At 35.2% G+C, this 25,158-nt stretch carries 27 protein-coding genes; all 27 read right to left on the bottom strand.

What is annotated here, in order from left to right; genetic code table 11:
• Positions 1 to 3: 3 nt before the first annotated feature.
• The 27 genes from JG735_RS06630 to JG735_RS06760 all read right to left on the bottom strand — a co-directional run bounded on the left by JG735_RS06630 (position 4) and on the right by JG735_RS06760 (position 25,084).
• A complete protein-coding gene (locus JG735_RS06630; RefSeq protein WP_201334293.1) occupies positions 4 to 1,749 on the bottom strand; it encodes a nucleoside-diphosphate sugar epimerase/dehydratase in 1,746 nt (581 codons plus the stop codon).
• Positions 1,727 to 2,797: an aminotransferase class V-fold PLP-dependent enzyme gene (locus JG735_RS06635; RefSeq protein ID WP_305080207.1), complete on the bottom strand. Its 1,071-nt coding sequence runs from the start codon at positions 2,795 to 2,797 to the stop codon at positions 1,727 to 1,729. The genes JG735_RS06630 and JG735_RS06635 overlap by 23 nt, the downstream gene beginning before the upstream one ends.
• Positions 2,794 to 3,393, bottom strand: a complete 600-nt coding sequence (locus JG735_RS06640) for a sugar transferase (protein WP_201334294.1) — start codon at positions 3,391 to 3,393, stop codon at positions 2,794 to 2,796. The genes JG735_RS06635 and JG735_RS06640 overlap by 4 nt, the downstream gene beginning before the upstream one ends.
• Positions 3,390 to 5,519: an STT3 domain-containing protein gene (locus tag JG735_RS06645; protein ID WP_201334295.1), complete on the bottom strand. Its 2,130-nt coding sequence runs from the start codon at positions 5,517 to 5,519 to the stop codon at positions 3,390 to 3,392. The genes JG735_RS06640 and JG735_RS06645 overlap by 4 nt, the downstream gene beginning before the upstream one ends.
• Positions 5,516 to 6,514, bottom strand: a complete 999-nt coding sequence (locus JG735_RS06650; protein WP_201334296.1) for a glycosyltransferase family 2 protein — start codon at positions 6,512 to 6,514, stop codon at positions 5,516 to 5,518. The genes JG735_RS06645 and JG735_RS06650 overlap by 4 nt, the downstream gene beginning before the upstream one ends.
• Positions 6,511 to 7,464, bottom strand: coding sequence for a glycosyltransferase family 9 protein (locus JG735_RS06655; protein ID WP_201334297.1), 954 nt, complete (start codon positions 7,462 to 7,464; stop codon positions 6,511 to 6,513). The genes JG735_RS06650 and JG735_RS06655 overlap by 4 nt, the downstream gene beginning before the upstream one ends.
• Positions 7,461 to 8,522: a glycosyltransferase gene (locus JG735_RS06660; RefSeq protein ID WP_201334298.1), complete on the bottom strand. Its 1,062-nt coding sequence runs from the start codon at positions 8,520 to 8,522 to the stop codon at positions 7,461 to 7,463. Before JG735_RS06660 ends, JG735_RS06655 begins: the two co-directional genes overlap by 4 nt.
• The gene (locus JG735_RS06665) at positions 8,488 to 9,720 is read right to left on the bottom strand and encodes a lipopolysaccharide biosynthesis protein (protein ID WP_201334299.1); all 1,233 of its coding nucleotides are present in this window, start codon (positions 9,718 to 9,720) and stop codon (positions 8,488 to 8,490) included. Before JG735_RS06665 ends, JG735_RS06660 begins: the two co-directional genes overlap by 35 nt.
• On the bottom strand, positions 9,717 to 10,400 hold the full coding sequence (locus tag JG735_RS06670) for a CDP-alcohol phosphatidyltransferase family protein (RefSeq protein WP_201334300.1): 684 nt from the start codon (positions 10,398 to 10,400) through the stop codon (positions 9,717 to 9,719). The genes JG735_RS06665 and JG735_RS06670 overlap by 4 nt, the downstream gene beginning before the upstream one ends.
• Positions 10,394 to 10,981, bottom strand: a complete 588-nt coding sequence (locus JG735_RS09945) for a CDP-alcohol phosphatidyltransferase family protein (protein WP_201334301.1) — start codon at positions 10,979 to 10,981, stop codon at positions 10,394 to 10,396. Before JG735_RS09945 ends, JG735_RS06670 begins: the two co-directional genes overlap by 7 nt.
• A complete protein-coding gene (locus JG735_RS06680) occupies positions 10,978 to 11,436 on the bottom strand; it encodes an adenylyltransferase/cytidyltransferase family protein (protein ID WP_201334302.1) in 459 nt (152 codons plus the stop codon). The genes JG735_RS09945 and JG735_RS06680 overlap by 4 nt, the downstream gene beginning before the upstream one ends.
• Positions 11,433 to 13,181, bottom strand: coding sequence for a methyltransferase domain-containing protein (locus tag JG735_RS06685; protein WP_201334303.1), 1,749 nt, complete (start codon positions 13,179 to 13,181; stop codon positions 11,433 to 11,435). Before JG735_RS06685 ends, JG735_RS06680 begins: the two co-directional genes overlap by 4 nt.
• Positions 13,162 to 14,253, bottom strand: a complete 1,092-nt coding sequence (gene wecB / locus JG735_RS06690; protein WP_370583451.1) for a non-hydrolyzing UDP-N-acetylglucosamine 2-epimerase — start codon at positions 14,251 to 14,253, stop codon at positions 13,162 to 13,164. The genes JG735_RS06685 and wecB overlap by 20 nt, the downstream gene beginning before the upstream one ends.
• Before the next feature lie 256 nt (positions 14,254 to 14,509).
• Complete coding sequence (locus JG735_RS06695) at positions 14,510 to 16,696, bottom strand: endonuclease MutS2 (protein WP_201334305.1); 2,187 nt, start codon at positions 16,694 to 16,696, stop codon at positions 14,510 to 14,512.
• Positions 16,687 to 17,547 (bottom strand): Dam family site-specific DNA-(adenine-N6)-methyltransferase, encoded by an 861-nt coding sequence (locus tag JG735_RS06700; RefSeq protein ID WP_201334306.1) that lies wholly within the window; start codon positions 17,545 to 17,547, stop codon positions 16,687 to 16,689. The genes JG735_RS06695 and JG735_RS06700 overlap by 10 nt, the downstream gene beginning before the upstream one ends.
• Entirely contained in the window at positions 17,537 to 17,905 is a 369-nt protein-coding gene (locus JG735_RS06705) for a hypothetical protein (RefSeq protein ID WP_201334307.1), read from the bottom strand. Before JG735_RS06705 ends, JG735_RS06700 begins: the two co-directional genes overlap by 11 nt.
• A 2-nt stretch (positions 17,906 to 17,907) precedes the next feature.
• A complete protein-coding gene (locus JG735_RS06710) occupies positions 17,908 to 18,339 on the bottom strand; it encodes a hypothetical protein (protein WP_201334308.1) in 432 nt (143 codons plus the stop codon).
• Positions 18,336 to 18,611, bottom strand: a complete 276-nt coding sequence (locus JG735_RS06715; RefSeq protein WP_201334309.1) for a nucleotidyltransferase family protein — start codon at positions 18,609 to 18,611, stop codon at positions 18,336 to 18,338. The genes JG735_RS06710 and JG735_RS06715 overlap by 4 nt, the downstream gene beginning before the upstream one ends.
• On the bottom strand, positions 18,608 to 19,918 hold the full coding sequence (gene murC / locus JG735_RS06720; RefSeq protein ID WP_201334310.1) for a UDP-N-acetylmuramate--L-alanine ligase: 1,311 nt from the start codon (positions 19,916 to 19,918) through the stop codon (positions 18,608 to 18,610). The genes JG735_RS06715 and murC overlap by 4 nt, the downstream gene beginning before the upstream one ends.
• On the bottom strand, positions 19,915 to 20,484 hold the full coding sequence (locus JG735_RS06725; protein ID WP_201334311.1) for a hypothetical protein: 570 nt from the start codon (positions 20,482 to 20,484) through the stop codon (positions 19,915 to 19,917). Before JG735_RS06725 ends, murC begins: the two co-directional genes overlap by 4 nt.
• A complete protein-coding gene (locus tag JG735_RS06730; protein ID WP_201334312.1) occupies positions 20,460 to 20,777 on the bottom strand; it encodes a nucleotidyltransferase family protein in 318 nt (105 codons plus the stop codon). The genes JG735_RS06725 and JG735_RS06730 overlap by 25 nt, the downstream gene beginning before the upstream one ends.
• Entirely contained in the window at positions 20,752 to 21,213 is a 462-nt protein-coding gene (locus JG735_RS06735; RefSeq protein WP_201334313.1) for a hypothetical protein, read from the bottom strand. Before JG735_RS06735 ends, JG735_RS06730 begins: the two co-directional genes overlap by 26 nt.
• On the bottom strand, positions 21,195 to 22,319 hold the full coding sequence (locus JG735_RS06740) for a succinyldiaminopimelate transaminase (RefSeq protein WP_201334314.1): 1,125 nt from the start codon (positions 22,317 to 22,319) through the stop codon (positions 21,195 to 21,197). Before JG735_RS06740 ends, JG735_RS06735 begins: the two co-directional genes overlap by 19 nt.
• A complete protein-coding gene (locus JG735_RS06745; protein WP_201334315.1) occupies positions 22,319 to 22,993 on the bottom strand; it encodes a ThiF family adenylyltransferase in 675 nt (224 codons plus the stop codon). Before JG735_RS06745 ends, JG735_RS06740 begins: the two co-directional genes overlap by 1 nt.
• Entirely contained in the window at positions 22,990 to 23,790 is an 801-nt protein-coding gene (locus tag JG735_RS06750; RefSeq protein ID WP_201334316.1) for a carbon-nitrogen hydrolase family protein, read from the bottom strand. The genes JG735_RS06745 and JG735_RS06750 overlap by 4 nt, the downstream gene beginning before the upstream one ends.
• A complete protein-coding gene (gene xseB / locus JG735_RS06755; RefSeq protein ID WP_201334317.1) occupies positions 23,787 to 23,978 on the bottom strand; it encodes an exodeoxyribonuclease VII small subunit in 192 nt (63 codons plus the stop codon). The genes JG735_RS06750 and xseB overlap by 4 nt, the downstream gene beginning before the upstream one ends.
• Positions 23,975 to 25,084, bottom strand: a complete 1,110-nt coding sequence (locus tag JG735_RS06760; RefSeq protein ID WP_201334318.1) for a homoserine O-acetyltransferase — start codon at positions 25,082 to 25,084, stop codon at positions 23,975 to 23,977. Before JG735_RS06760 ends, xseB begins: the two co-directional genes overlap by 4 nt.
• Positions 25,085 to 25,158: the final 74 nt, after the last annotated feature.

Raw genomic sequence — 25,158 nt, forward strand, 5'->3', positions numbered from 1 at the left:
CAATTACCCTTTTGGGTTAAATTCTTGAACTATCTCTTTTAATTTTTTTATGATTTCTTGTTTATTAGAAAGTTCCAGTAACTCTTTAATCTGATCATGCAACTTATTAATATCATAAAAAGTAGTTTTTGCTACAAAAATGTCTTTATATTTGGTCTCTTTCTGAGCCTCATCTAGTAATAGTTCCTCATATAGCTTTTCTCCGGGTCTTAGTCCAATAAATTCTAAAGCATTTTCATCCTTTCCATAAAGCTTGAGCATTTTTTTAGCTAAATCCACTATCTTTACAGGTTCTCCCATATCTAAAATAAATATTTCTCCACATTCAGCTAAACTTCCAGCTTGCAATACAAGTTGACATGCTTCTGGTATAAGCATAAAATATCTCGTAATTTCTGGATGTGTTACTGGTAAAGGTTTGTCTTGTTCAATCAGTTTTTTAAATTTAGGTACGACACTCCCACTGCTGCCTAATACATTACCAAATCGTACAGCACAAACTTTTGTATTTTTAGCATCAATATTTTGCGCATAAAGCTCACATACCCTTTTGGTAGCTCCCATAACACTTGTTGGACGAACTGCTTTATCGGTAGAAATCAATATAAAATCTTGTGTTTCATATTTTATTGCTAAATCTAACGTATTTTTTGTACCTAAAATATTGTTTATAACAGCATTTTTTGGATTTATTTCACATAATGGCACATGTTTATAAGCTGCTGCGTGTATTACAATTTGAGGTTTTTCTTTTGCAAATATTTCTTCAAGCATCTTTATATTTATTACATTGACAAGATAAGGCTTTCTAGAAATATTGAGTTCTTCATTTATTGCATATAAGTTATATTCACAACTATCAACTAAAATCAACTCTTTAGCCCCATATTTTTCACACTGCCTGCACAATTCACTTCCAATACTCCCACCCGCTCCTGTAATTAAAATCTTTTTATTTTTAACAAATCTTTCAATCGCTTTTTTATCCAAATCTTTTGGTTTTCTAGCTAATAAATCTTCAATAGAAACATCTTTTATCTTATTTTCAAAAGGATTATAGATTTTAATATTATTAATACCTTTAGTTTGTAAAAACTCAACTAATTTATCGAGTTCTTTTCGTGATAATTCTTTGGTTATAATTGCCGTCTTAATATTAGTTTCTAATGTTTTTATAGGATTAATCTTGTAACCATATAGATATGTTCCGACTATACGTGGCTCATTATCATAAATTGCAACAATTGAGTATGGAATATTTTGTTTAAAGAGTGAAATTGCTTTTTCATTTGCTCCGATTATAATAGCAGGTGTTTTATCTGTTGAAATTTTTTCTAAAACTAATCTCTTCGATACTCTAAAAAATCCAATAAAAAGTATAGACAAAAAATAATCTATAATAATGACGCTTCTTGGATATGGAATAAAAAAATCTCTAAAAAATAAAAGTATACTTCCTGCAGCTATATACGCAAGTGTTGTAGCAATGACAAGAGATTTGAGCTCTTTTAAAGAAAAAAATCGCCAACTAATAAAATAAAATTTAAAATAAAAATAAAAAATTATCTTGAAAAGTATCAAAACAAAAGCAATATCAAAAAAATTATTCAAATATGCATTTGGAATTGAAAAATTAAATCGTAATAGATATGATATAAAAAGTGTTAAAAAAGATATTACAATATCCCCAATTAAAAAGAATAAAGCTCTTTTAAAATTTGTAGGTCTAAGAAGATTTGATAATTTCACAAATCTCCTTTACTAGATCCTTCGTAAGTGTCGTTCCACTAGGCAAACATAAACCCTTTTTAAAAAGCTCTTCACTTCTTCCATTGAGATAACTTTTGGCTCCACTAAATAAAGGCTGTAAATGCATAGGGTTCCAAAGTGGACGACTTTCAATATTGTATTGTTGTAACTTTTTCATCACTTGCCATGGATTTTTGTTTTTAAAAATAACAGTCGTAAGCCATCTTGTTCCTCTTGTATAAGGAAGTTCAGGCATAAACTCTTCATCCAAAAACTCTTTATACCAGTTAAAAATCTCTCTTTTTTTAGCTACTCTTTCTTCAATAACCTCCATCTGTCCTACACCAATTGCGGCTAAAATATTGCTCATTCGATAGTTATAACCAACTTCTTTGTGGACATATTCAATAAATTCTGGCTCTTTTGCCTGAGTTGCAAGGAATTTTGCTTTTTTTATAAGTTCTTCATCATTGCTTACTAAAACCCCTCCTCCACCAGTTGTTAAAAGCTTATTTCCATTAAAACTAAATATCCCAAAAACTCCAAAAGTTCCAGCATGCTTGCCTTTATAAAAAGCTCCCAAACTCTCAGCCGAATCTTCTATTAAATGAATACCATTTTTTTGACAAAGCTCTAAAATTGGCTCAATATCGGCTACTTGACCATAAATATGAGGTAAAATTACTACTTTTATATCATTTTCTCTAATTGCTCTTTCTAAAAGTTCTACATCCATATGCCAATACTCATCCACATCGATAAAAATTGGCTTATTACTTTCATAAAGAAGAGGATTAACTGAGCCAATAAACGTAAATGTTGAGACTGCTACTTTTGAATTTTGTATCCCTAAAACTTTTAAAGCCAAATGCAAAGCACTTGTTGCATTACATAAAGCAACTGCACTTTTTGCACCTGTAAAACTTTTTATAGATGTTTCAAACCGATCAATAAATTCTCCAATAGGAGCTATATAATTGCTTTTAAAAGCCTCTTTTACATATTCAAGCTCTTTTCCGCTCATATGAGGAGGGGAAAGATAAATCACCTGTTTCCTTTAAATGTTTGTAAAATATATTCAATATCTTTTTTCAGCGACCAATTTTGCAAATACTCTTTATTAATACGCACCTTATCAGGCCAAATCACTTCATCATTATACTTTTGTGGATCATCAACATTAGCTAAAATTTCTTCTTCATTTCTATATTTTAATGTAGCTGGGCCAGTCATGCCAGGTTTCATAGAAAGAAGTACTTTATCTTCACCTTCAAGCCTATCCATATATCCCGGCACATCCGGTCTTGGCCCTACAAAACTCATATCCCCTTTAAGGATATTAATAAGCTGAGGAAGCTCATCTATTTTATACCGACGAAAAAATCTCCCACTTTTTGTGATGCGTTTATCTTTTGCAGTAGTTACACTAGAGCCTTTCATATATGGATACATAGTTTTAATTTTGATAATAGTAAAAAGCTTTCCCCCTTCACCTACCCTTTTTTGTAAAAAAAATCCATTACTTTTTGTTTCGATAGAGGCTATCAGCCAAGCAATAAGAATAATTGGCCACATTATAAGGAGCCCTATAGAGGCTCCTATCACATCAAAAGCTCTTTTTATTTTTTTTTGTTTTGGACTCATTTGATTTTATATATTTTCATCCAAGGACTCATGACAACAGGCTCAAAAAGCTTAGGATTATACTTATCGAAAAGATATAATTGAAAAAAGATAGATTTTAGATAATAGTCATCGGCTAATATTGCTTCACCAAAACTTCTATTGATAATAAGATTAACTCCTCTCTCTCTAATCTGTTGTTCTTTATAATGACTTTTTCCTTCTTTATCAATACCTACAATATAAACACTCTTGACAGGAACTTGCTGATTACCAATAAGTATAAGTGCCCTTTTAAGATCTACGATAAAACGCCCTATATAGAGCCTATTTCCTCTTTGGACGATCCTGTTTTTGTAAAAGAAATGTCTTGGATAAAGCTCTCCAGTATTAAGATTGCGTTGGGAAAAATATGCAACTGTCGGGAAAATATCAAACATCCTATGAGGTAAAATCAAATAAACGTTTCTTTTTAAATTTGGTGCTTTATACTCTTTAGAAGAAATTTTGGTAAAAAATTCATCTACATTTATAGCTTTTCCATTTTTAATAAAAAGTTGTGGCGCAACCGTTTTATTGGTATCGGTATAGACTTTGATGGAGAGTTTGGCCAAATTGGCAGCAAGCCGCTGATTGGAGGTGGTCAAAATCTTGGAGACCAAAAAGTTGTCTTCGTTGTGTTTTCCCCCATCAATGAGGGTATTGACATCCCCGTAGTACCAGATAGGATACCCATAATCCCACCAGGTGATCGCATAATCTTTGGAAGAACTTTTTTTGTTGAATTCATTAAGCAATGCTACTTCACTATTTAAAAATGTTGTTGGCGTCAAATAGGGATAGCTTTTGAGTGGATAAAACCCTTTGATGCTATCAAGCCAGCTTACCTTTTCGCAACATCCCGTAATATGGCTGATATTGGGTGCTAGGATAAAGAGGGTGCCTAAGCTCACGATAGCCAAACGGGCCTTTTGGGCCTCGAAACGCTTAGCCAACCAAAAAAAGAGATAGACCGCACTCAGTGCAGCAATCGGTACAGCGTAAACGGTAAAACGAAGCCCTCCAAAATAGGCAAAAAAGCCGATTCCCCACAAAGGAAGCGCAATAATAAACTCTTTATTGCGTATAAGCAGTAAAATATATCCGACAACGGCAAGCACAAGTCCTAAAAGAGAGCCAACGATCCTATTAGCAACCAATTCAAAAGGGATCCTTCCTGCTTCTCTTACCGTTTCATTGACATTGAGAAAATGAAGACCTGCCACTTGCTCCGTTTTGGAGGTATAAGAGAAGACTTTATGTAAAATAATTCCAAAAACGTTTCCCAACAGCAAAAAGGCCAAAACACTCACACCAGCAGCTATTTGGAGTTTTCTAAGCTCCGTCTCATAGGTTTTGAGCAGATACCAAAGAATGAGCACAAGCAAAAGTTTGAGTACCCAAAAGATAGGCATTAGGGCAAAAGAGAAAATGATGATTGCTTGATAAGTAAACTTCTCGTTACGATATAAAAAAGCTAGATATAAAAACATCATGATGCCCATCGCATAAACGATGGAAAGCCCTTGATCATAAAGCCAGGGATAGAGAATAACGGTCAAAGAGGCTGCTAAAATGTAGTGTAGAGATCGATATTTTATAGCTGCGAGTAAAAAGAAGAGAATAAACATAGGCAGCATTGCACTAAACATATCGGTATCATAGTATCCGGCCAGTGTCCGATTGTAGTAACTCCAGCCAATCGAAGCGATGAGTGCACTCAAAAATCCCCATAAAAGATTGCCGTAGAGCCTGCTTATCAAAATAACAGGTATGACCACAAGGGAACTGATGACAGGAGGCAGATAGAGCATCGCCGTATCGAGTGAAATTGGCAAGAGTTTGACGATATAGGCGGTAATAACCGCCGTGCCGTAACGCCATACGTCAAGAAGTCTTGGATTGTCTAGATGTATGTGGTACAAAATCTTTTGCGTTCCGCTTCCAAAAAAGTATCCATCCACGTTGTTGATCATCAACTGGCCGTTCCAAAAAAATTCGGGATTGTGGCTTGCCCATCCAATCCAGTAGAGATGCAACACGTAAGAAAAGAGGTAAGCTACAACAACAACTAATAGTGTCCACAGGCTCTTTTTTTCTCTACTCATTTTTGTCCTTTTATGTTCATTTCCAAAACATCCAACAATCCCGCCAAACTTCCAAATCCATAACTAAAATGCAGCACCAAAAAAGCTAGCACCTGATGCAAAAGCGAGGTATCTTTTTTGATTTGCAAACTTCGTAGTGTAATTATAGTCAAATAAAAAGCGAGTAAAAATAAAAATAGATAGCCCAACCATGAGAAAAAAAAGCTCAAAACCGCACTCATAAGTAACGCCAAAACAAAAAGAAGAGGGATAAAGTGGCGCAAAGATAAAGAGGAGAGCGTTTTTGTGTAATATGCCGTTAAAATATTCCATTTTCCATTCTCAAAACTGTTTTTGGCCAAATCTTTAAAAGTCTCCCTCGCATAATAGGTGGCCTTTATATCAGGAATTAAATAGATTTTACCACCCATTTTTTTGAGTCGCTTGTTAAGCTCTATATCTTGATTGCGCACAAGACGCTCATCATAAAGTCCAATTTTATTGAAAATCTCTTTTTTATAACACCCAAAGGGAACAGTATCTACTTCTTTAATTGCATCCACTCCGCTTCGAAAGGTGCTTCCTACACCAAGTCTGTCGCTTAAGACATTTTTTATGGCGTTGGATGTTTTTGTTTTGTTTTTGACTTTGGTGACGACTATCCCGCCAACATTGTCCGCACCTAATTTTTTATGCCAGTAGATGAGTTTTCGTAAGTAATCTTTTGGATAAGAAGAGTGTGCATCAAGTCGGATAATATACTCTCCTTTTGCATTTTTTATGCCTATGTTCATAGCAGTTGGGACAATTTTTTTGGAATTGTGCAAAAGTCTAAAAAATGGATATTTTTCTTGATATTGTTTGATGATATCGATCGTCTTATCGCTGCTTCCGCCATCGATGAGTAAAACTTCCATTTTCTCCTTGGGATACTCTTGCTCGATAATGGAATCCAGACATTTAGCGATATATTTTTCTTCGTTGAATATAGGAATGATCACAGAGATATCACTCACACATTTTCCTTTAAAATAGCTTCTATTTTATTCTCGACCATTTTTGGAGTGATCTTATCAAGACACTCAAAAGAGGCTTTAATACACCGAATTCCCCAAATCTTTGAATCAAAACATCCACTCTCTCGGCAAGGAAGCTCTAAATCGATAGAGTGGTTGATCCTCTCATCGTAACCGCCAATTTCCAATCTATTGGTCATCCCATAAAGAGTCAACGTCTTTTTTTTCAATGCATATCCGATATGCATCAATCCATTGTCATTTCCCACAAGAAGATCCAGATGGTTGATTATCGCTATGGTATTGATTAAAGATTCATCAACAACTGTAATATTTTTACACTCTTTTAACTGCTTTTTTAAATCTGTCTCGTCTGGGCCGATAAAGACCAAGATATTTTCATCTTGATACTTTTCAAATAACTTTTTATAGTTTTCAATGTCCCATCTTTTAAATTTCTGATTCTTTCCACTTCCTATTGCAAAACCTATATTTTTTCTATATTTTTCAATATATTTTTCGATTATTTTCTCATTTTCTTGCAAATAGACATAAGGATCTCTTTTGATTTGATTTTTTTGAAGTAAATCTCTAACAACATCTATATTTTCATCGATTCTATGTCGATTTTTTTCATTATATTTGCCAAACCACTTTTTTGCACCTATCAAAAGTGAAAGCTTTTGAAGTTTTTTGACATCTGCTCCTACAGTCCCTATGAGATAGTCATATTTTTTAAAATTTCTTAACGCAAAAAAGAATAAATGACTCTTTTTATCAATTACATAAATATTTTCAAATATATTGAGTCCAGTAATGATTGTTTTATTAAGCGAAGAGTGCAATAAAAGATCAATGGTATAACCATTATCATAAAGCATCTGCATCATAGGCGTAGCCATAATGGTATCACCAATACCGCCGTTATGAAAAATTATTACCCGCTTCACAAAACATCCTTGATAAATCGTACAAGTTTTTGTGCCTGATTTTGCCAACTATAGGGAGTAAAATCATAAGAGAACTCTTTTTTCTCAATTTTTTGCATCCAATTGGGAAAATCTTCTATTGGACAAAATTGAATGTAAGGAAGTCTTTTTTGCTCTAAAACTTTTAGAGGAGTCGCAATGACTTGCGCTCCACCTAATCCATATTCCAATGCTTTGATAGGAAAGGCATTATTTGTAAAATCGTTGAGCTCAAATGGAATCAAACCAATATCCAAAGTTTTAAAGTAGTTTGCTACTTCATCTGGAGCAATAGTTTCGGTAAAAATAATATCGTTTTGAAATTTTTTTTTAATATTTTGGAAAAAACCACTTTTGGAATCACCAACTACCATCATTGCTGTTTGAGAATTTTTTATTTGTATATACGCTTCACACGCTTTTTCTATCCCGGTCCACTCTTCGACACCTCCTATATAGCCAAAAACTTTTTTGTTTTCGAGTCCAAACTTTTTTTTTAAGGATCGTGCTTTTTCAAACTTTTCTATATAAACGCCATTGTCGATTGTTATTGTTTTTGAATGAATTTTCTTTACTTTCTCTTCTATAGCTTCGGTAACACACACAACACCTTTTGCGTACTTTATATCTTTTTCAATCTTTTTGACTCTTGTCTCAGTCAAACCAATAGAAATATTTTGGGTTAAATGATCATCGACCAGATCATAAATTACAGGAACTTCAATATTTTGCACATCAAATAAAAGGGCATTGGCATTAACCACAACATCTATATTATATTTTTTGATCACTTTATTTAACAACAAAGTGTTGATTTTTGAGGCCAAAGAATCTGGTTTAAAAAGAAGTGGCATAGAAAGTTTACTATCTGTTAAAGATATAGTGTTTAAAAGTGTACTTATTTGGGAAAATATCTTATCTTTTAAAGAGCTATTGTCTATATGCCAATCTAAAACAATTCCTCTACTATTTTTTGCCAATTCATACACCCTATTGATGACTTTTTTATTTGGTACGTGGGGGATAAAAAGTATTTTCATCGAGCAGTCTTTTTTTGTATTTGAGTGCTAATAAAAACATTCCCAAAAAACTTATAATAAAACTGTAAATCACACTTTTCGCATCAAAATGTAATATACAAAACAGCCCTACTACAGACAAAAAAAGTAAAAAACCAAAAACTCTTACTTTCAATGCCAAGTCGAATCTATTAAATCCTTTAAGGATATTTAATGAAAAGGTCGTATATGCTAAAAAAGGAAGGGTAGGTAAAAGAAGATTTAGCATTTTGTAACTCTTTTCATACTCTTTTGGAAAAATATATTGTACCATATATGGTGTAAGAGGAAGACTTACTACAATTACAAGAAAAAAGATGCTCAAATAAACAATCAATTTTTTATCAATTCTTTTGATCTCTTTTCTCATACCTTGAGCAACAAGCCTGGATATCTCAGGAAACGTAAAACTGTTGAGGGGAAAAACAAATATAGCAACCAGTGAAAAGAAGATACTTCTAATGACAACTTGATATTCTGATAAAAAATCTATATCATGGAAAAGTTTGATAATGATTAGTGATGCCAGGCTTATTCCCAATCCACTAAAAAAGTACATCAATGCCGTTAAGATATTGTTTTTGAAAAAATATCTTACTTTATATAAGGCAATTTTTTCATAATTAAATTGAAATTGAGAAAATTTATTTATAAAAATAACTTTTATAAGATAGGAAAAAACAAATGCAATAAAGAGACTACGTAAATCATCTAAAAAAAAGTTGAAAATAAAAAAAGATCCAACCAGTCCCAATACCATAAATAGATTTTCAAATAGCATAACCCTATACTGCTTCCAAGAAGCATTGAAATAGGAAAAAAATATCGCCAAACCATTTGCAAATAGCATAATTATTAAATAATAAAGAGGAAATATTTTATATTCAAAAAAGTATGTATAATAAACAACCTCAAAACAACAAACTATAATAAAAAGTCCCCAAAAAGAGATTAAATACCAATAAACAACACCTCTGAAATATTCTTCATCGAAAGTTTTAACTAGACTATCTTTAAATCCACTAAAAGCCATTACCCCAATAGCAATGAGATCCATAAAAGTATAAAATAGACCTAACTCATGTTTTGATATTTTATAAGAGAGATATATCTTAAATAAAAAATTTATACCCATAACTAAAACAGTGATAAAAGATGAAGAGAGTAAAAGTTTTTTCATTGTATTTTTTTGATTATCGCATAAAACTTAAGAACAAATTGGAAAATCAAAATTGCAAAAGCCATATAAACAAAAATCACATGTTGAAATATTGGATAGAAAAATAATAGCAGTGCTTCTACTTCAATTGTAGATGGAAATGGCTGTATGTGTTTTTCTTTCATAAAAAGAAGATATCTTTTTAGCAAATTTTTCTCATGAGCATTTTCTAAATCTTTTGTAATACTTTTACTTCCTTGATAATAGAGCATATCGTTATATTTATTTACCAAGCAATTAAAAAATAGTAGCAATAGAAGCACAATCAACAAGTAAACTTGATTAAATTTAAGAAACAAAACCACATATAAAATGGGAGCTTTTATCCAATCTGTAAAAACATCAAAAAAAGCACCGAATTTTGATGTTTGATGCGTAACTCTTGCCAATGCACCATCTACTATATCTAAAATATAGCTAAATTGATATAAAAAAGCACCTAAAATATAATACTCTTTCCAAAAAGCAACTCCTGCAAAAATAGCTACTATAAAACTCAATAAAGTTACTTGATTTGGAGTAATTGTTGTCTTATTAGCAAGGTATTGAGTAATAATTGATGATATTTTCAAATTTATTATCAAATCCCACCAGTTACGCTGTTTAAAGACTTGCTCAATATGTTTTTTCTCTATCACCATTTAAATATCCTATAAAAATAGAAAACTATCCCAAATGCATATAAAAACAACAGAAACAGTAATATTTTTGAATAAAACAGACTCATACTTAAAAATAAAATAACAAAACTCCTATTCAAAAAATAGATAGGTGAAAATACAATTTTTTCCCTTTTACTCAATTTTTCAAATTGCACCTGAGAATAAATTAAAATATCTTGAATATATGAATACAACATATTTAAAAATATTAATAAACTACCTGGAGAAAGATTATATTTATAAACAAATACTAACAGTATTCCATTTTCTACAATTCTATCAGAGATATTATCTAAAAAAGTACCTTTTTTAGAAAATTGCTTTGTAGCACGGGCTAGCTGTCCATCTACACAATCGAATAAAAAAGATAGATGCAACAATAAAAATGATAAAAGTTTACACTCATAATAAAAAGATATTGCAGCAAATATACCTAGTAATAAACTTACTATCGTTATTTGATTTGGAGTTATTTTAGTTTTTGATATGAATAATGTCAATTGATACGCTAATTTTTGATAAACATAATATGATAAGATATCTGTATACTTAATTATCATTCAAAATGCTTTATAAGTTTTTCAACTTCACATTGAAGTTTTTTCAAATTTTCTACATTAATATCTAAATATTTTTTCAACCTATCTTTTAATAGAGTTGTTGAAATATTATCTGTTCTGTCTAAATATATTACCTGACAATATTGCTGTAAATAATCAAATTTCCCTTTCCAATCACTTCCCATCACAAAAATATCAATATTATATTTTTTTATATCTTCAATTTTTTGCTCCCAACTAATCTCAGGAAATATAAAATCGACATATTTAATACTTTTAACAATTTCTGCTCTATCCTCATATGGAATAAAGATATCTTTATTTTTTAATTTATTAAACTCATCTGTTGATACTCCAACATATAGCTCATCCCCTAAAGCTTTAGCTCTTTTTAATAGATTTAAATGACCTATATGAAACATATCAAATGTTCCATATGTTATCACCCGTTTCATAAAACTATCCCTCTTATACAATAATATCTATTTACAAATCTCTTTCCATTTCCTTCAATAACTTCAATATTTTCTACTTTAAATCCATTTTCTTTTAAAATTTTTTCCCACTCATTTTTACTATACCATTTTTCTCTAAAAGGAGAATCAAAAGAATACATCCATTTGCCTTTGAATTCCAAAATAGGCTTTAATATTCCTAAAATAGAATAAGGATTTCTTTCTCCTATAATTATCTCACCATTATTTTTTAATACTCTTTTAATCTCTTTTAAAGCACTATCAATATAAGTATGTTGTAATACTTCAAAAGCCATAACCATATCAAAAAAATTTTCTTTAAATGGAATATTATAGACACTACCTTTTAAAATATATTTTTCTTCAAAGATAGGGTCTATTCCAAAAAACTCAATATTTTTAAACCCTTTTCTTAATTCATTTATAATCACTCCCTTCCCACATCCAACATCAAGCACTTTTACCTTTTTATCTTTTGGCAAAATATTCTTTAATCTTTTGATATACTCTTTATCCATATAAGATAAATTATTCGTTACTACATCAGAGGAAATATTGAAAGCAGTTTTTACAAAATTTTCTTGTTCAATTTCTCTACTTAAATTTTCATATTCCAACAAAGCATCTATAAAAAACTTATTCGTCCAATTGACAAAATCAAAGCCCCCGTATTTTCCCCAAAAAGGAATAGAAGCACTAAATCCGCCTTGCATAATTGAGCTTTTAAGCTGCTTTGCTTTAAGATAAAAAAGAGTATTGATCGCGCACTTTTTATAATCCTCATCATTAGTTATTTTAAAAAGCCTCATAGCGACTCCAGCCCATTGAGCAAGACCTGTCACACATCTTTCTTTGTTTACACAAGTGAAATTACTATCATATTGAGAACATAATATCAAATCTCGATGGAGATTAATCTCTTTGAATCGATTCGCATTTTTCAAAACTGCTTCTAAAATCTTTTTATCTCTATTTATTGCATAAATATCTAGCAACCCTTCTAAAACATAAATGAGAGTATGCAAAAAAGGTGGTACACCCTCTAAAAAAGAAGAAAGTTGAAAAAAACCGTTTTTATCCTGTCTACTTAAAACCCACTCAATATTTTTTAAAGCTGCTTTTTTAATCTCCTCATCATTTGCTAAATTTCCATACATATACATCGCAGCAGCTACACGTGAATAGTAGGTATGAGGCTGTTTGTTGTAAGCAACTCTTTCCCATCTGCCATCGGCTTCTTGGTTATTCGCTAGCCAGTATGCTGCTTTTTTCGCTGCTTCAAAATATTGAGAATCTTTTGTTTTTTCATACAAAAAATTAAGCCCTATTAAACATTGACCAGTATCAAAAGCAAAAGGTTTGTTATAATCAATTTCACTAAAACTTCCATCTTCGTTTTGTACTTTTAACAACCACTCTCCTGCTTTTTTAGCAGATTTTATATAGCTATCTTCTTTTACATACTCCCCAACTCTCCACATCGATGGTATGATATACCCCGTGGTTTCAATATAGCTCTTATCTCTTCCACTTAAAAATGAAAATTTCCTACTATATCCGCTATCTTCATTTTGCATAAAAAGTAGCCAATCAGCAGCTATTTTGAGATGGGTTGCATTATCAAAAACAGTTTCATCAAACAAAGATTTTATAGAAGCTTTTAAAATATCTGGATATTTTAAGGTATGTAAAAATCCATAAATTTTATACAATTTCTGCTTCAATCAAAAACTCCTTGATTCTCTCACTTGCTCCTCCATCTCCATAAGGATTGTGAGCCTTTGCCATTTTTTCATATTCTTGTTTCTTTTCTATGAGCTTTTGTGCCTCTTTGACTATCTTTTCTTTATCAGTTCCCACTAGTTTCACAGTTCCCGCTGCTACAGCTTCTGGTCTCTCTGTTGTCTCACGCATAACTAGCACTGGTTTTCCAAGAGATGGAGCCTCTTCTTGTATTCCTCCACTATCTGTAATGATAAAGTATGATCTATCCATAAAATAGACAAACTCTTCATAAGTTAGTGGCTCAATGAGATGGATATTTGGGGTATTAGAGAGTATCTCTTTTACTGGTTTTTGTACATTTGGATTGAGGTGAACAGGATAGACTATATCGACATCTGGATTTTGCAGAGCAATAGTTTTTAAAGCTTCACAAATATTTTTAAATCCCTCTCCAAAATTTTCTCTTCTATGTCCTGTAACAAGAATGATCTTTTTATTATCTTGCAATTTGTATTGTCTATTAATAGCATCGATGATTTTATTTTGAAGATTTTTATCATTTTCTATTTTTTTAAGTACCAAAAATAGTGCATCAATCACAGTATTACCAGTTACTATAATACTTTTTGGATCTCTATTTTCTCTTATGAGATTTTCTTTAGCACTCTTTGTTGGTGCAAAGTGATAGGTAGCCAGTACTCCTGTAAGCTCTCTATTTGCCTCTTCTGGCCAGGGAGTGTAGAGATTATATGTCCTCAGACCTGCTTCTACATGCCCAACTCTTATTTTTTGATAGAATGCTGCAAGGCTCGCTGCAAATGTTGTTGTTGTATCTCCATGTACTAAAACAATATCTGGTTGAAAGTCACTAAGTACATTCTTTAAACCAAAAAGCACATTTGATGTAACATCATAGAGATCTTGTCCACTCTTCATAATATTAAGATCATATTCTGGTGCTATTTCAAAGAGTTTAAGTACTTGATCGAGCATTTGGCGGTGCTGTGCTGTGACGCAAACTTTTGTAGTAAAACTCTTTTGGCTTTGCAAAGCTTTTACCACAGGTGCCATTTTTATGGCCTCTGGGCGTGTGCCGAAAACCACTAAAATTTTTTTCTTTTTTGTCATAGTCTTAATTACCGATAATCCTAATTTTTATAAAGACTTTTTATAAAGACATTATTCATTATTTAAATCATTTAACGCTTATATCAAATCTGATCGTCTCATACCTTTTGCCAAACTCTACAACTATTGGTAAACCAAAGTAGCCGAGGTCAATGATGCAAAGAGTCATTCATCAATGCCTTTTTTAAATGATATTGTATTATAACTTCACAACAGTTGCTCCAAATCCTCCCATTTGAGGTGGAGCGTCTTCATAGCTTACAACTCTTGGATGTTTTTTCAAAAACTCTCTTACCGCACGGGCCAGTTTTCCGCTTCCTACTCCATGATAGATCAGTACCTCATCAAACCCGGCAAGCAAAGCATCACTGAGAAATTTGTCCGTTTTTTCCAAAGCCTCTTCAACCCTTAAACCATGCAGATCCAGTTTCACAGAAAGTGCTTTTGGTTTATTTACACGAACTTTTGAAGTGCTCTTTTTCTTTTGTGGCGCAGATGATCGTTTCAGTTCGCTGAGAGGAACTCTTAGTTTCATCCCATCAGCTTCGATCATTGCCTCTTTTCCCCGGATAGAGAGAATCACACCTTTTGTTTTTCTATACTTTACACTATCACCTACTTTCAACTCTTCTGGCTCTTTTTCTTTAAGTTTAGCTGATTTAGCAATTTGAGCAGCCTTTGTAAGGTGCCTGTGCAGCTCTTTTTCCTCTTTTGCTCTGAGGGCTTTTTTTGCCTCACTCACCGCCTCTTGATAGATCTGTTCAAGTTTTCTTTTTTCGTTTTTGAGCATCTCATGAAATTTTTCACGCTCTTCTTGCAAAAGCATCCTCTCTCGTGTAACACGTGAGAGTTCGAGGTCGAGTTTTTGATTTTTCTCTTTCAAAGCACGTTCAAGTTCACTGCCCCGCTCGATCAGTTCACTCAGTTTTTCCTGATCTTCCCCATACTCTTTTTTCGCCCTTTGGACGATACCTAGAGGAATACCGTATCGTCTTGCCGTCTCGAAAGCATAGCTTTTGCCGATGATTCCTTGCAAAAACTCATACGTAGGTACTCCTTTTTCTTCATCATACATCGCAGCCACCAATTCCACATCTTCATGTGCTGCCATCAAGGAGGCAAGCCGTTTATGGTGGGTAGTGATGGCTATTTTGATATCTTTTTTCATCAGCTCTTCGATAATCACTTTAAACAGTGTCGCCGCTTCGTCACTGTCTGTTCCAAGCTCTATCTCATCCACGCCTACCAAAAGATGATTTTTTGAAAATAGCCTTGAAAACTCAAGCATTCTTCCGGCAAATGTGGAGATATCGTTTTTGACATTTTGAGGATCTTCGATGATTGGTACGATCTCTTTGAATCTGCCGATATGGCTTTTTGGATCACACTGCATAGGTATCAAATATTTGGCCATATAGGCTGAAGCGAGGATCGATTTTAAAAGCATCGTTTTTCCACCCGCATTGACACCCGTGACGATAAGCACCTTTTTGTCAAACACAAGGTCTACAGGTTTTGGATGCTCTATGGCAGGATGGGCAAAGCTTTTTAAGATGATCTTGTTATCGCTTTTTGGAAGGATAATATGAAGATTTTTGGCCTTAGCGAAACGAACTCTGGCTTGATAGTGATCGAACCTATCAAATGCCCGGTTGATAAATTGTAAAAATTTGAGATGTTTATTAAACAAAGCACTGATACTTTTTTTAATCTCATAGTGGATCTCCTCCATCTGGCTCAGAAGATCGGCTTCTTTGGATTTGAGCTCTTTGATTTCTTGAGGCAAGACGTAGAAAAATCCGCCGCTGCTTCTGCCAATGACAGTGGCTTTGAGGACATGGTTGAATCCTCCTCGAACAAGTAGAGCCTCTTCGCCACCTACAAAATGGATCTGTCTGTCCACCAAATAGCTTTGCAGTTTTTTGGCGTTGATCAAAGCTTGCAGTTTTTGCCTAATCTGGGTTTTGGTGTGGGATAAAGCATTATCTAAAACCACAAGTCGCTCATCAATTTCACTTTTTATGTTTCCTTTTTCATCAAAATAGTTTGTAATCTCATCAATCTGTTCAGGAATCTCTATGCTTTGCAGCCACGCTCCTAAACTTCCTTCAAACTCCAAAGATTTGAGATACGTAAAATAGCGTACGATTTTGACAAACTCAAAAATTTCAGATAGTGTTAAAACCCCCTGTTTTTTCAACCTCATCAGTGCATCATCGAGAACTTGCACTTTTGGAGGCTCTTTGAATGTATAAGAGCACAGCTGCATCAAAAATTCATAATGGATATGGACATCACCCTCCATAGATAGAGGTTTTGGCCTTGCAAAAAAGTCTCGCAATTGATCCAAAAAATCTGTAAGATCGAGCTTCTTTTCTAAATCCACGCTTTTTCCTTGTAGTTTGTTATCACAATTTCTTGAATTTTCTCTCTTTTTTTTGCATTGGCGTTGATGATATGTGATTTTTCAATCATCGTTATACCATATTTTTCATAGAGAGAGATAATCTTGGGATGAGCAATGTTACTTTGCATCCAGTAAACATTTTTGGAATCCAGTGTTTGACAGATATGTGCCAGTTTTTGATGACTTTCATACAAAAAAAGCTGTTTGGTATAGGAGGCAAATCCGGCATTATGGCCTTGTGAAAGGTAGGGAGGATCAAGATAGACAAAGCTGTTAGACCCAACTTTTTCTAAAGCCTTTGTAAAGTCACAACACTCAATCACAACACCCTGCAAAGCCTCATGGGCACAATGAAGCGTCTTTTCATCACAGATATTTGGATTGCTGTGTTTTCCCATAGGAACATTGAAAAATCCTTTGCTATTGACTCGATAAAGCCCGTTGTAGCAGGTTTTATTGAGATAGATAAAACGGACAGCTCGCATTACTGGATCGATAGAAAAAAAATCTGCCGATCGATCCCATGACCGGATCTCATAATAAAAAGCTTCGTTGTGCATTTTCGAAAAATCTTTTAATGTATCGATAAGAGGATCGATCCCTTTTTGAACAACTTGAAATGCATTGACCAGTTCACTGTTTTGATCGCTTAAAAAGACTCTTTTCCCTTCAAGAATGCCTTGGTTGTATAACTCAAAAAAGAGTGCCCCTCCTCCTAAAAAGGGCTCATGGTACTCACAAAAATCGATAGGAACCATTTGTGCAAGTTTTTTGGCAATCGTTTTTTTGCCACCAGCCCATTTTACAAACGGCTTTGCTCTACTTCCCATCAACCTTGCAACTATCTATCGGGACAACAAGCCCTTCATACTGCGTCCCCTCTTTTCCCATGAAAACAAGCGTTCCACTGATAAAATTGAAGCTCTTTTTATTGACTTTTCGCTGTATACCAAATGTATCTCGGCAATGTAACGTTTTGCCATGAAGATACTCATAATAAATCTGGTCCCGGAAGATCCTCTTTTTATGTTGATAGTAGCTATATCCTGCTATTGCGATCCATCCAACAAGCAAAGCAAAAAGCAAAACATATTTTATACGGGAAGTGAATGTCCCAAAAAAATAGATCACCGCTGCAATAATAGCAAAAATGAGCAGTAAAAAGAGTAAAAAATAGAGTAACGCCATCACTACTCACAAAAGTTTGAATTTTTCATATAGTGATCGATTCTTTGTACAATGACAAAAAGCTTTTTTGAGTACTCTTCTACTAGTGTAATCTTTTGTAAAAAAAGCTCTTCCAAATATTCATGAGCAAGTTCATTTCTCAAGTTTTTCAATTCAATAAGCTCTTCATAATTTTCTACAAAACCTCGTTTTTCTGCTCGTATAACAGAATCGAGCCTTCTTTCAACTGATTCCAATTCGGCAAGATCAAGACTTCGTAAAAATTTGTTGATCAAAATATCAACACTTCTTGAAAATCTTGCGGCAAATGTCTCTAGTTTTTCGATATTCTCTTCGCTATCGGGAACAATTCCTTGACAGCGTCGAAAAGATTTTTCCAGCCATTGTATACTTTGTACAAGATTTTTGTAGTGCTCGCAAAGGAGATCTTTCATAATTTTATAGCCTCTTTTTGAATATGGTGTACAAAAGGAGTATCTTTTTTCAAAACGATATCAACGGTTCTGTCACCCAAACTCAAAAAGAGATTTGTTTTTATTTTGATAATGTGAGCAAAATCGATCACAGTACTCTCTATCAAAAGATCGATGTCTCCTCCCTTTTTGGTATCGTCTGTTCTGCTGCCAAAAAGATAGATCTTTGCATCCGGATCAAAAGCATGGATAGCCTCTTTGATCGCTGCGATCTCTTCCGGTTTAAGCCTCATCTCAATCCTCTTAACTGATAGGTGATATCGCCCGCTCCAAATCCAATGACCAATCCCTTTTCAATCGACTCTAATGCCTTTTTGTCTTTGATCAACCAAACACTTTTTCCATCTTTTTTGATTCTATCGGCAAACAGCGGCGCGTACTCTTTGAAAAGATTTTCAAAATCGATCTCCACGGGATCCTCTCCTGCACTCCATACAGGCAAAATCACTAGCTTCGCCCCTTTATGAAAACAACGCACAAACTCTTCAAGGTTGTCCAAAACCCGTGAATATTTATGGGGCTGCCAAATGATCGTAATATCTTTGATGTTCTTGAGTCTTGCATACTCCAACAAAGAAGCCAGTGTCGCTTTGATCTCTGTCGGATGGTGCGCATAATCGTCGATAACGATAAGATCCTCTCTTTTTTCAACGATATCAAATCGTTTTTTGATACCTTTGTAGTTTTGAAGATTTTTTTTGATCTCATCGAGTCCCAGCTCTCGCATGGCAGCCAAGATGGCCAAACTTGCATCGATCGCTATATGCTTTCCAAATCCCCACACTTCAAATGCACCAAAATCTCGCAGTTCAAACCGGATATGGGGTTCGTCATCTTTTAAAAAGTGGGTTATATTCTTGATATCCTGGCTTGGATAGAGCCTGATCGCTTCTAGATCAAGTGAAGCGAGGAAGGGATCTTCAGCATTAATCACTCGCACCTTTGCCTGCTTCAAAAAGGATCGGTACGCATCATAAAACAGCTCCAAATCGTGATTGTAATACTCCATATGTTCAGGTTCTGCATTCGTCACAATGGCACAATATGGGTTGGAGTTCAAAAAGCTGGCATCACTCTCATCAGCTTCAAATACCACCGTCTCACTTCCAGTATATCGGACATTGGAGCCAAACTCTTTGCTCTCAGCTCCGATAATGGCGCTTGCTTCATTCAAGATAGAAGCTAAAATAGCGCTAGTGGTACTTTTGCCGTGCGCGCCTGCAACGGCATACACTTTTTTGCCTCCAAGCACAATCGGCAAAGCTTCACGTCTTGGAATCGTTTTGATGCCCAAAGATTTGGCAGCTTGAAGTTCGGGATTTTTGCTTTTCACCGCTGCACTGTAGATCACGACATCAATATCGGAAGTGATATTCTCCCTTTTTTGCGGGACATCGACTGTGATCCCTTCTTCTCGAAGCTTTTGCACCAAAGGTGTCTCACTCATATCTGAACCGCTCACACGATATCCTTCGTATTGCAAAAACCTGGCAAGGCCGCTGAGACCTATTCCTCCGATTCCTATGAAATGGATCTTCATCTTTGCGCCAACTTTTCAATTTTTTTGAGCTCTTCTTCGATCAAGTCACTGTGACGAGCCAAAAACTCTTCTGCATTTTTCGTAAATGCATCGAAAAAGAAACTCTCTTCATCGACTCTTGCTTGATCTACAAACTCTGTTATAAATCTATCCAAAGACTCCTTTTGAGCAGTCAAACCAAGGGGCAAAAGCATCGCTTTTTGATATTTGTCCGGCATGATATAACTTAACACCAAAAAGAGTTCATTCGCTCCTTTATAGTCCTTACTGTCCCAACGTTCCAACGCATGTTCATAAATAGCTCTTGCATTGTAGACATCATGCTCTTTTGTAAAATCGAATCTCTCTCCTACACTGAGCATCTGTGCAAGATCGTCAAATGCCGTTCGCAAAATCTCCTGATACAGCTCATCAATCTTTTCATCCTCCATATCCAGAGCCAGCATCGTATCAAGAACATCGTACAGTTTTACAATGTCATGCTCTTTAAGCGCTTTTTGTCTCTCTTTTTCAAGATTTTCCAAAAACTCTTTATCAGTTTTTAGTCGTGTGAGGTTCGCGTCCATTCACTTCCTTTGTTCAGTTCTATTCCCTTCAAGGCTTCCTGTTCAATGGGCCTTTGAAAATCTGTATGGATAACGATATCAACAGGTTTCATCAGTTTTTCTTCCAAAATGAACTCCGCTTTTACCTTTTTTGATAAAAGTTTGTCTCTCTTTTTCGGAATAACAAAAATGTCGATATCTCCTCCCCTTTTCATATCGTCTAATCTACTTCCAAACAGATATATTTGCGTTTCTCCAAAAATCTGGTTGACAACTTTTTGAATTGTGTTAATTTCCTGAGCTTTCAATCTCATGATAGTATTTTTCCAACTTTTTTGTTATTTCTATCAAATAGTCACTGTTTTCGAAAATAAAATTAATCGCTTCTATACGCAATTCCTCTTCATGAGGATACTCATGGGCCAAAAAATTTCGATATTTTCTCAATTCTATCCAACTATCAACATCCAAAAATTTCTCTTTTTCCAATTCGGCTAAAATCTCAACAAACCTTTTTCCATCAACGGGATATCCACTATATTCCAGGATATTTCGAAAAATCTTTTCTCCCAAAAGATCTTGTAATTTGGCAAAACGAAAAGCTAAGATATCCAATTTGTCAAGATATTTTTCCTCAAGTTTCAAACTCTTTAAAGGCATTACAGGTTCTAAAACTTTTTTTGCCCTCTGAATTTTGTCTATATGGATATCGGCTTCATAAAAGTAGTGCTTTAATCGTTTTGCAAGCATGCTTTCAACCTATCCAAAGCCTCTTTTGTTTTTGCTTCATCATACACAAGCGCTATACGAACATATCCCTTTCCGATACCGTTTCTTCCCAAAAATGATCCTGGAAGGACTTTGATATTGTACTCTTTGTACGCTTTTTTTGTAAATTCCAGATCATCTTCGACCTTCAACCAAAGATAAAAAGTCGCTTCTGGAGCATCTATGCCTAATATCTCTTTGGCCAGCTTGAAATTTTTCCTGTATGCATCTCGAAAATGCACCACATGCGCTTCATCGCTCCAGGCCTTTACTGCCGCCTTTTGCAGTGGCAAAGGCGAAGCACACCCTACATAGGTTCTGTATCTTTTGTAGCCTTGTAAAATTTTCTCATCTCCGGCAATAAATCCGCTTCGAAGCCCAGGAGCACTACTTCGTTTAGAGATGGAGTTTACAACCAAAATGTTTTCAAAACTCTCATTGCCTACCGCCAGGCTTGCCTCTAAAAGAGATGGTGGCGGCACATCGGTGTAGATTTCGCTATAGCACTCATCATTGATCAAGACAAAATCATACTCCAAAGCTGCTTCCACCCAACGCTTCAACTCCTCCATATCCATCACAGCAGCGGTAGGATTGTTCGGCGAGTTGATGATCACAAGATCAGCTAGTCTCAAACGCTCATCGATTTGGGGTTTGAAGCCATTTTGCTCGGTCAAATCAAGATAGAACACTTTTGCTCCACTAGCAATCGCCGCTCCTTCATAGATCTGATAGAAAGGATTGGTAAACGCCATGACAGGAGCCTCTTTTGTAGCAAGCAGAAACTGAGGAAAATTAAACAGAACCTCTCGTGTCCCAAAAGTGAGTATCAGCTGCTCTGGCTTTAAAGAGATATTGAATCTCTTTTGCACAAATCCTCGCACCGCCTCATGAAGCTCCTCTTCGCCCGCTGTTTTTGGATATTTGTTGAATAAATGGGCCTTGTTGCAAAATTCATCTTGGATACATTTTGGCGTTTCAAACTGTGGTTCGCCAATGGTTAGCGTCAAAGATGCAAACTTCTCATTTGGCTGGATGCCTTCTAAAAGTTCATTCAATTTTTCAAAAGGATATTTTTCAAACTGCATTATGAACCTTCCGTTGGCATTTTAAAATGTTGCACATGATACTCCCCCTCTTCATCAAAGAAAAGATAGTATAAAAGATCCTTTTTCACCGGTAACTCGGCTAAATACCGTAAAGCAAGATTTGCTTCAAGGCTTGCCACATGCATCACGATAGGCGCTGCGATCCCTCCAGGCTTTCTATCTGTAATGGTAAAGGTTGTAAAACTTGTTTTGTCCATAAAACAGACTTGCCCGTGAAACTCTTCTACACTAGCATAGACCCAAGGGGTATGTGTTGCTTTTGCGTACTCGTCGATTTTTGCACGTACCGGAAGGTTGTCCGTAGCGTCAAGAATGAGATCAACTTGAATATCGCGCTTTGCAAATTCATCAAAACTCTCCACAAAGCTTTCCACCTCAACATAGGGACATCGATCTTCGATGACGCAAGCATTCACTTCCGCTTTGTTTTTCCCCTCATCTTGCACTTTAAAGGTAATCTGCCTGTGGATATTATGCACACTGACGTGATCAAAATCTACAAGATAGATTTTGCCTATGCCCGTTGCCCCCAGTGCCAGTGCAAGACTGCTTCCAAGACCACCGCATCCGATAATCGCCACACTCTTTTTTTGCAGTAGCTTTTGTCTCTCTTCTCCCCAAAGCTTCACCTGTCTTGCAAAATAGTCCATCATAACGCGCTCCTCTTTTGTAGTGCAGATCGAAATCCCCACATTTTTCTCGCCTCTTTGATTTTTGGCTTTTCGATATCTTCTATAAGAAGTTCCTCATTCTCTCCTAGTTCCACTGAAAGGTTTCCTTCTGGATCAAAACTAACGCTTCCACCATAAAATCGCCAACGATTGTTCTTTTCATCTTTATATTCACCGATTCTATTGACACGAATCACATAACAGTGATTGGTAAAGGCCCGCATTTTAAGAAGATTGTTCCAGCGCTCTTTTGACTCGAAGGTAGAGACAGAAGGAACTATCACTACATCCACTCTTCTTTTTAGAAACTCTTGCCAAAATCTATCAAAATGAACTTCGAATCCAGACAATACAGCTATCTTTATCTCATTGATGCGTATGACAGGAGTGCTTTGAAGGATCTCTTTTTCATTTGCAAAAAAAGTCTCTTCGTTCCAGTGGGGATAATTGATCAAAATCTGCTGGTCATAGTAGTGTATACGCTCTGGACGCACAATAGCAACACTCTTTTTTATACCTTCTCTATCTACACGTACGATGGGAGCTACGATCGTCATATCATACGTTTTGGCAAACTGTTTGAGATGTTCCAGCTGGGTTTTTGACTGCTGCTGGATCATTGATTTGGGAATAGAGCGCAACTCATGGAAAAAGGGATTAAGAGCATATTCAGGCAATGCAAAAAGACGAACCCCGTTCTCTTTTGCGATACGCATATAATAATCAAGTCTGTTTGGGCTCATACCAACAGAGGCTATCTGCAAAGCCGCAATCTTCATTGACGCTCTTCTTGCTGAATAATTTCGATCTGAACTTTTGCTTCTTCCAAAAGTTTCTGGGCATCTTGAAGCAATTTCATCCCCTCTTTATACAACTCCACACTTTTAGCCAAAGGGATATCTTGCTTCATCAACTCATCTAAAATTATTTTCGCTTTTTTGAGTTTCTCTTCAAAACTTTCACTCATCTTCTATCCTCTATCACATCATTGATATATTCGTTAAACTTATCTAATTCTACCAAAAAAGCGTCATGTCCATAATCACTTTTGACTTCATAATATTCGCTGAGATCTTCTTTTCCAATCTGTCGCATTTTTTGATCGATATACTCCATCTCTTCGGGTAAAAAGAGCATATCCTTTTCAAATCCGATCAAATAGAGCTTCGATTTGACTCGCATCAAAGCCTCTTCCAGACTCTCATAGCCTGTTGAGAGATCAAAAAGATTGATCGCTTTTGTGATATATAGATAACTCAAAGGATCAAACCATTTACTGAAGTTGTATCCGTTATATTCAAGGTAGCGCTCCACTTGAAAATGACCGAACAGCTCATACAGTCCCTCGTTTGGCACGTAGTCTCGTCCAAATTTTCTATCCATCGAATAGTGGCTCAAAAAACTGATATGCCCAGCCATTCGGCCAACCGCAAGTCCAGTGAGCCCTTTTTCTTTCAAATCATTCGCATCGTAGTTGCCGTTTTTGAAATCAGGGTCTTTGATAATCGCCTCTTTTGCAATCTCGTTAAAGGCAATCACCCAAGGTCTTGTAGCATATGTAGCAGCAAGTGCAACGATCTTTTTGGCAAATCCCGGAAAATCTACGGCAAAACGTAGAGCCTGCATCCCACCCATACTGCCGCCTACGACGGCATGGACTCTGTCGATTCCAAGTTTTGCAAAAAGAATCTTTTGGGCTTTGACCATATCCTTGATGGTGATGACCGGAAACTTGAACCGATACGGTTCATCGCTTGGATACATCGGGCTCATTGGACCGGTGGAGCCAAAGCAGCTTCCGATGGTGTTGGTACATATGACAAACCATTTTTTGGTATCAATCGCTTTTCCATCCCCTATGAGTCCATCCCACCAACCAGGCTTCCTGTCTCCCTCATATCTGCCCGCTGCATGGTGCGAACCACTTAGCGCATGGCAAATGACGATAACATTGGATCTGTCTTCGTTGAGTTCTCCGTATGTTTCATAGATAATCTCGTAAGGCTCTAATATACGTCCGCTTTCAAGATATAAAGGATTTGTGAATTTAGCGGTTTTGGTAACTATTTCCAATTGCTGCACCCTGTCCTAAAAATTGGAATCATTATACTTAAAGTTGCGTTGAAAAGAGCTAAAATAGATATAAT

Source organism: Nitratiruptor sp. YY08-10 (genome assembly GCF_016629565.1).
Classification (GTDB): Bacteria; Campylobacterota; Campylobacteria; order Campylobacterales; family Nitratiruptoraceae; genus Nitratiruptor.

Coding starts and splice junctions, on each gene's coding strand:
- JG735_RS06705 (WP_201334307.1), bottom strand. CDS start 17,905: ATGGCGTTACTCTATTTTTTACTCTTTTTACTGCTCATTTTTGCTATT.
- JG735_RS06700 (WP_201334306.1), bottom strand. CDS start 17,547: ATGGGAAGTAGAGCAAAGCCGTTTGTAAAATGGGCTGGTGGCAAAAAA.
- JG735_RS09945 (WP_201334301.1), bottom strand. CDS start 10,981: ATGATAATTAAGTATACAGATATCTTATCATATTATGTTTATCAAAAA.
- JG735_RS06725 (WP_201334311.1), bottom strand. CDS start 20,484: ATGGACGCGAACCTCACACGACTAAAAACTGATAAAGAGTTTTTGGAA.
- JG735_RS06740 (WP_201334314.1), bottom strand. CDS start 22,319: ATGCAGTTTGAAAAATATCCTTTTGAAAAATTGAATGAACTTTTAGAA.
- JG735_RS06715 (WP_201334309.1), bottom strand. CDS start 18,611: ATGAGGCTTAAACCGGAAGAGATCGCAGCGATCAAAGAGGCTATCCAT.
- JG735_RS06680 (WP_201334302.1), bottom strand. CDS start 11,436: ATGAAACGGGTGATAACATATGGAACATTTGATATGTTTCATATAGGT.
- JG735_RS06670 (WP_201334300.1), bottom strand. CDS start 10,400: ATGGTGATAGAGAAAAAACATATTGAGCAAGTCTTTAAACAGCGTAAC.
- JG735_RS06750 (WP_201334316.1), bottom strand. CDS start 23,790: ATGAAGATTGCGGCTTTGCAGATAGCCTCTGTTGGTATGAGCCCAAAC.
- JG735_RS06645 (WP_201334295.1), bottom strand. CDS start 5,519: ATGAGTAGAGAAAAAAAGAGCCTGTGGACACTATTAGTTGTTGTTGTA.
- JG735_RS06730 (WP_201334312.1), bottom strand. CDS start 20,777: ATGAGATTGAAAGCTCAGGAAATTAACACAATTCAAAAAGTTGTCAAC.
- murC (WP_201334310.1), bottom strand. CDS start 19,918: ATGAAGATCCATTTCATAGGAATCGGAGGAATAGGTCTCAGCGGCCTT.
- JG735_RS06640 (WP_201334294.1), bottom strand. CDS start 3,393: ATGAGTCCAAAACAAAAAAAAATAAAAAGAGCTTTTGATGTGATAGGA.
- JG735_RS06660 (WP_201334298.1), bottom strand. CDS start 8,522: ATGAAAATACTTTTTATCCCCCACGTACCAAATAAAAAAGTCATCAAT.
- JG735_RS06665 (WP_201334299.1), bottom strand. CDS start 9,720: ATGAAAAAACTTTTACTCTCTTCATCTTTTATCACTGTTTTAGTTATG.
- JG735_RS06745 (WP_201334315.1), bottom strand. CDS start 22,993: ATGATGGACTATTTTGCAAGACAGGTGAAGCTTTGGGGAGAAGAGAGA.
- JG735_RS06710 (WP_201334308.1), bottom strand. CDS start 18,339: ATGAAAGATCTCCTTTGCGAGCACTACAAAAATCTTGTACAAAGTATA.
- xseB (WP_201334317.1), bottom strand. CDS start 23,978: ATGAGTGAAAGTTTTGAAGAGAAACTCAAAAAAGCGAAAATAATTTTA.
- wecB (WP_370583451.1), bottom strand. CDS start 14,253: ATGGCACCTGTGGTAAAAGCTTTGCAAAGCCAAAAGAGTTTTACTACA.
- JG735_RS06735 (WP_201334313.1), bottom strand. CDS start 21,213: ATGCTTGCAAAACGATTAAAGCACTACTTTTATGAAGCCGATATCCAT.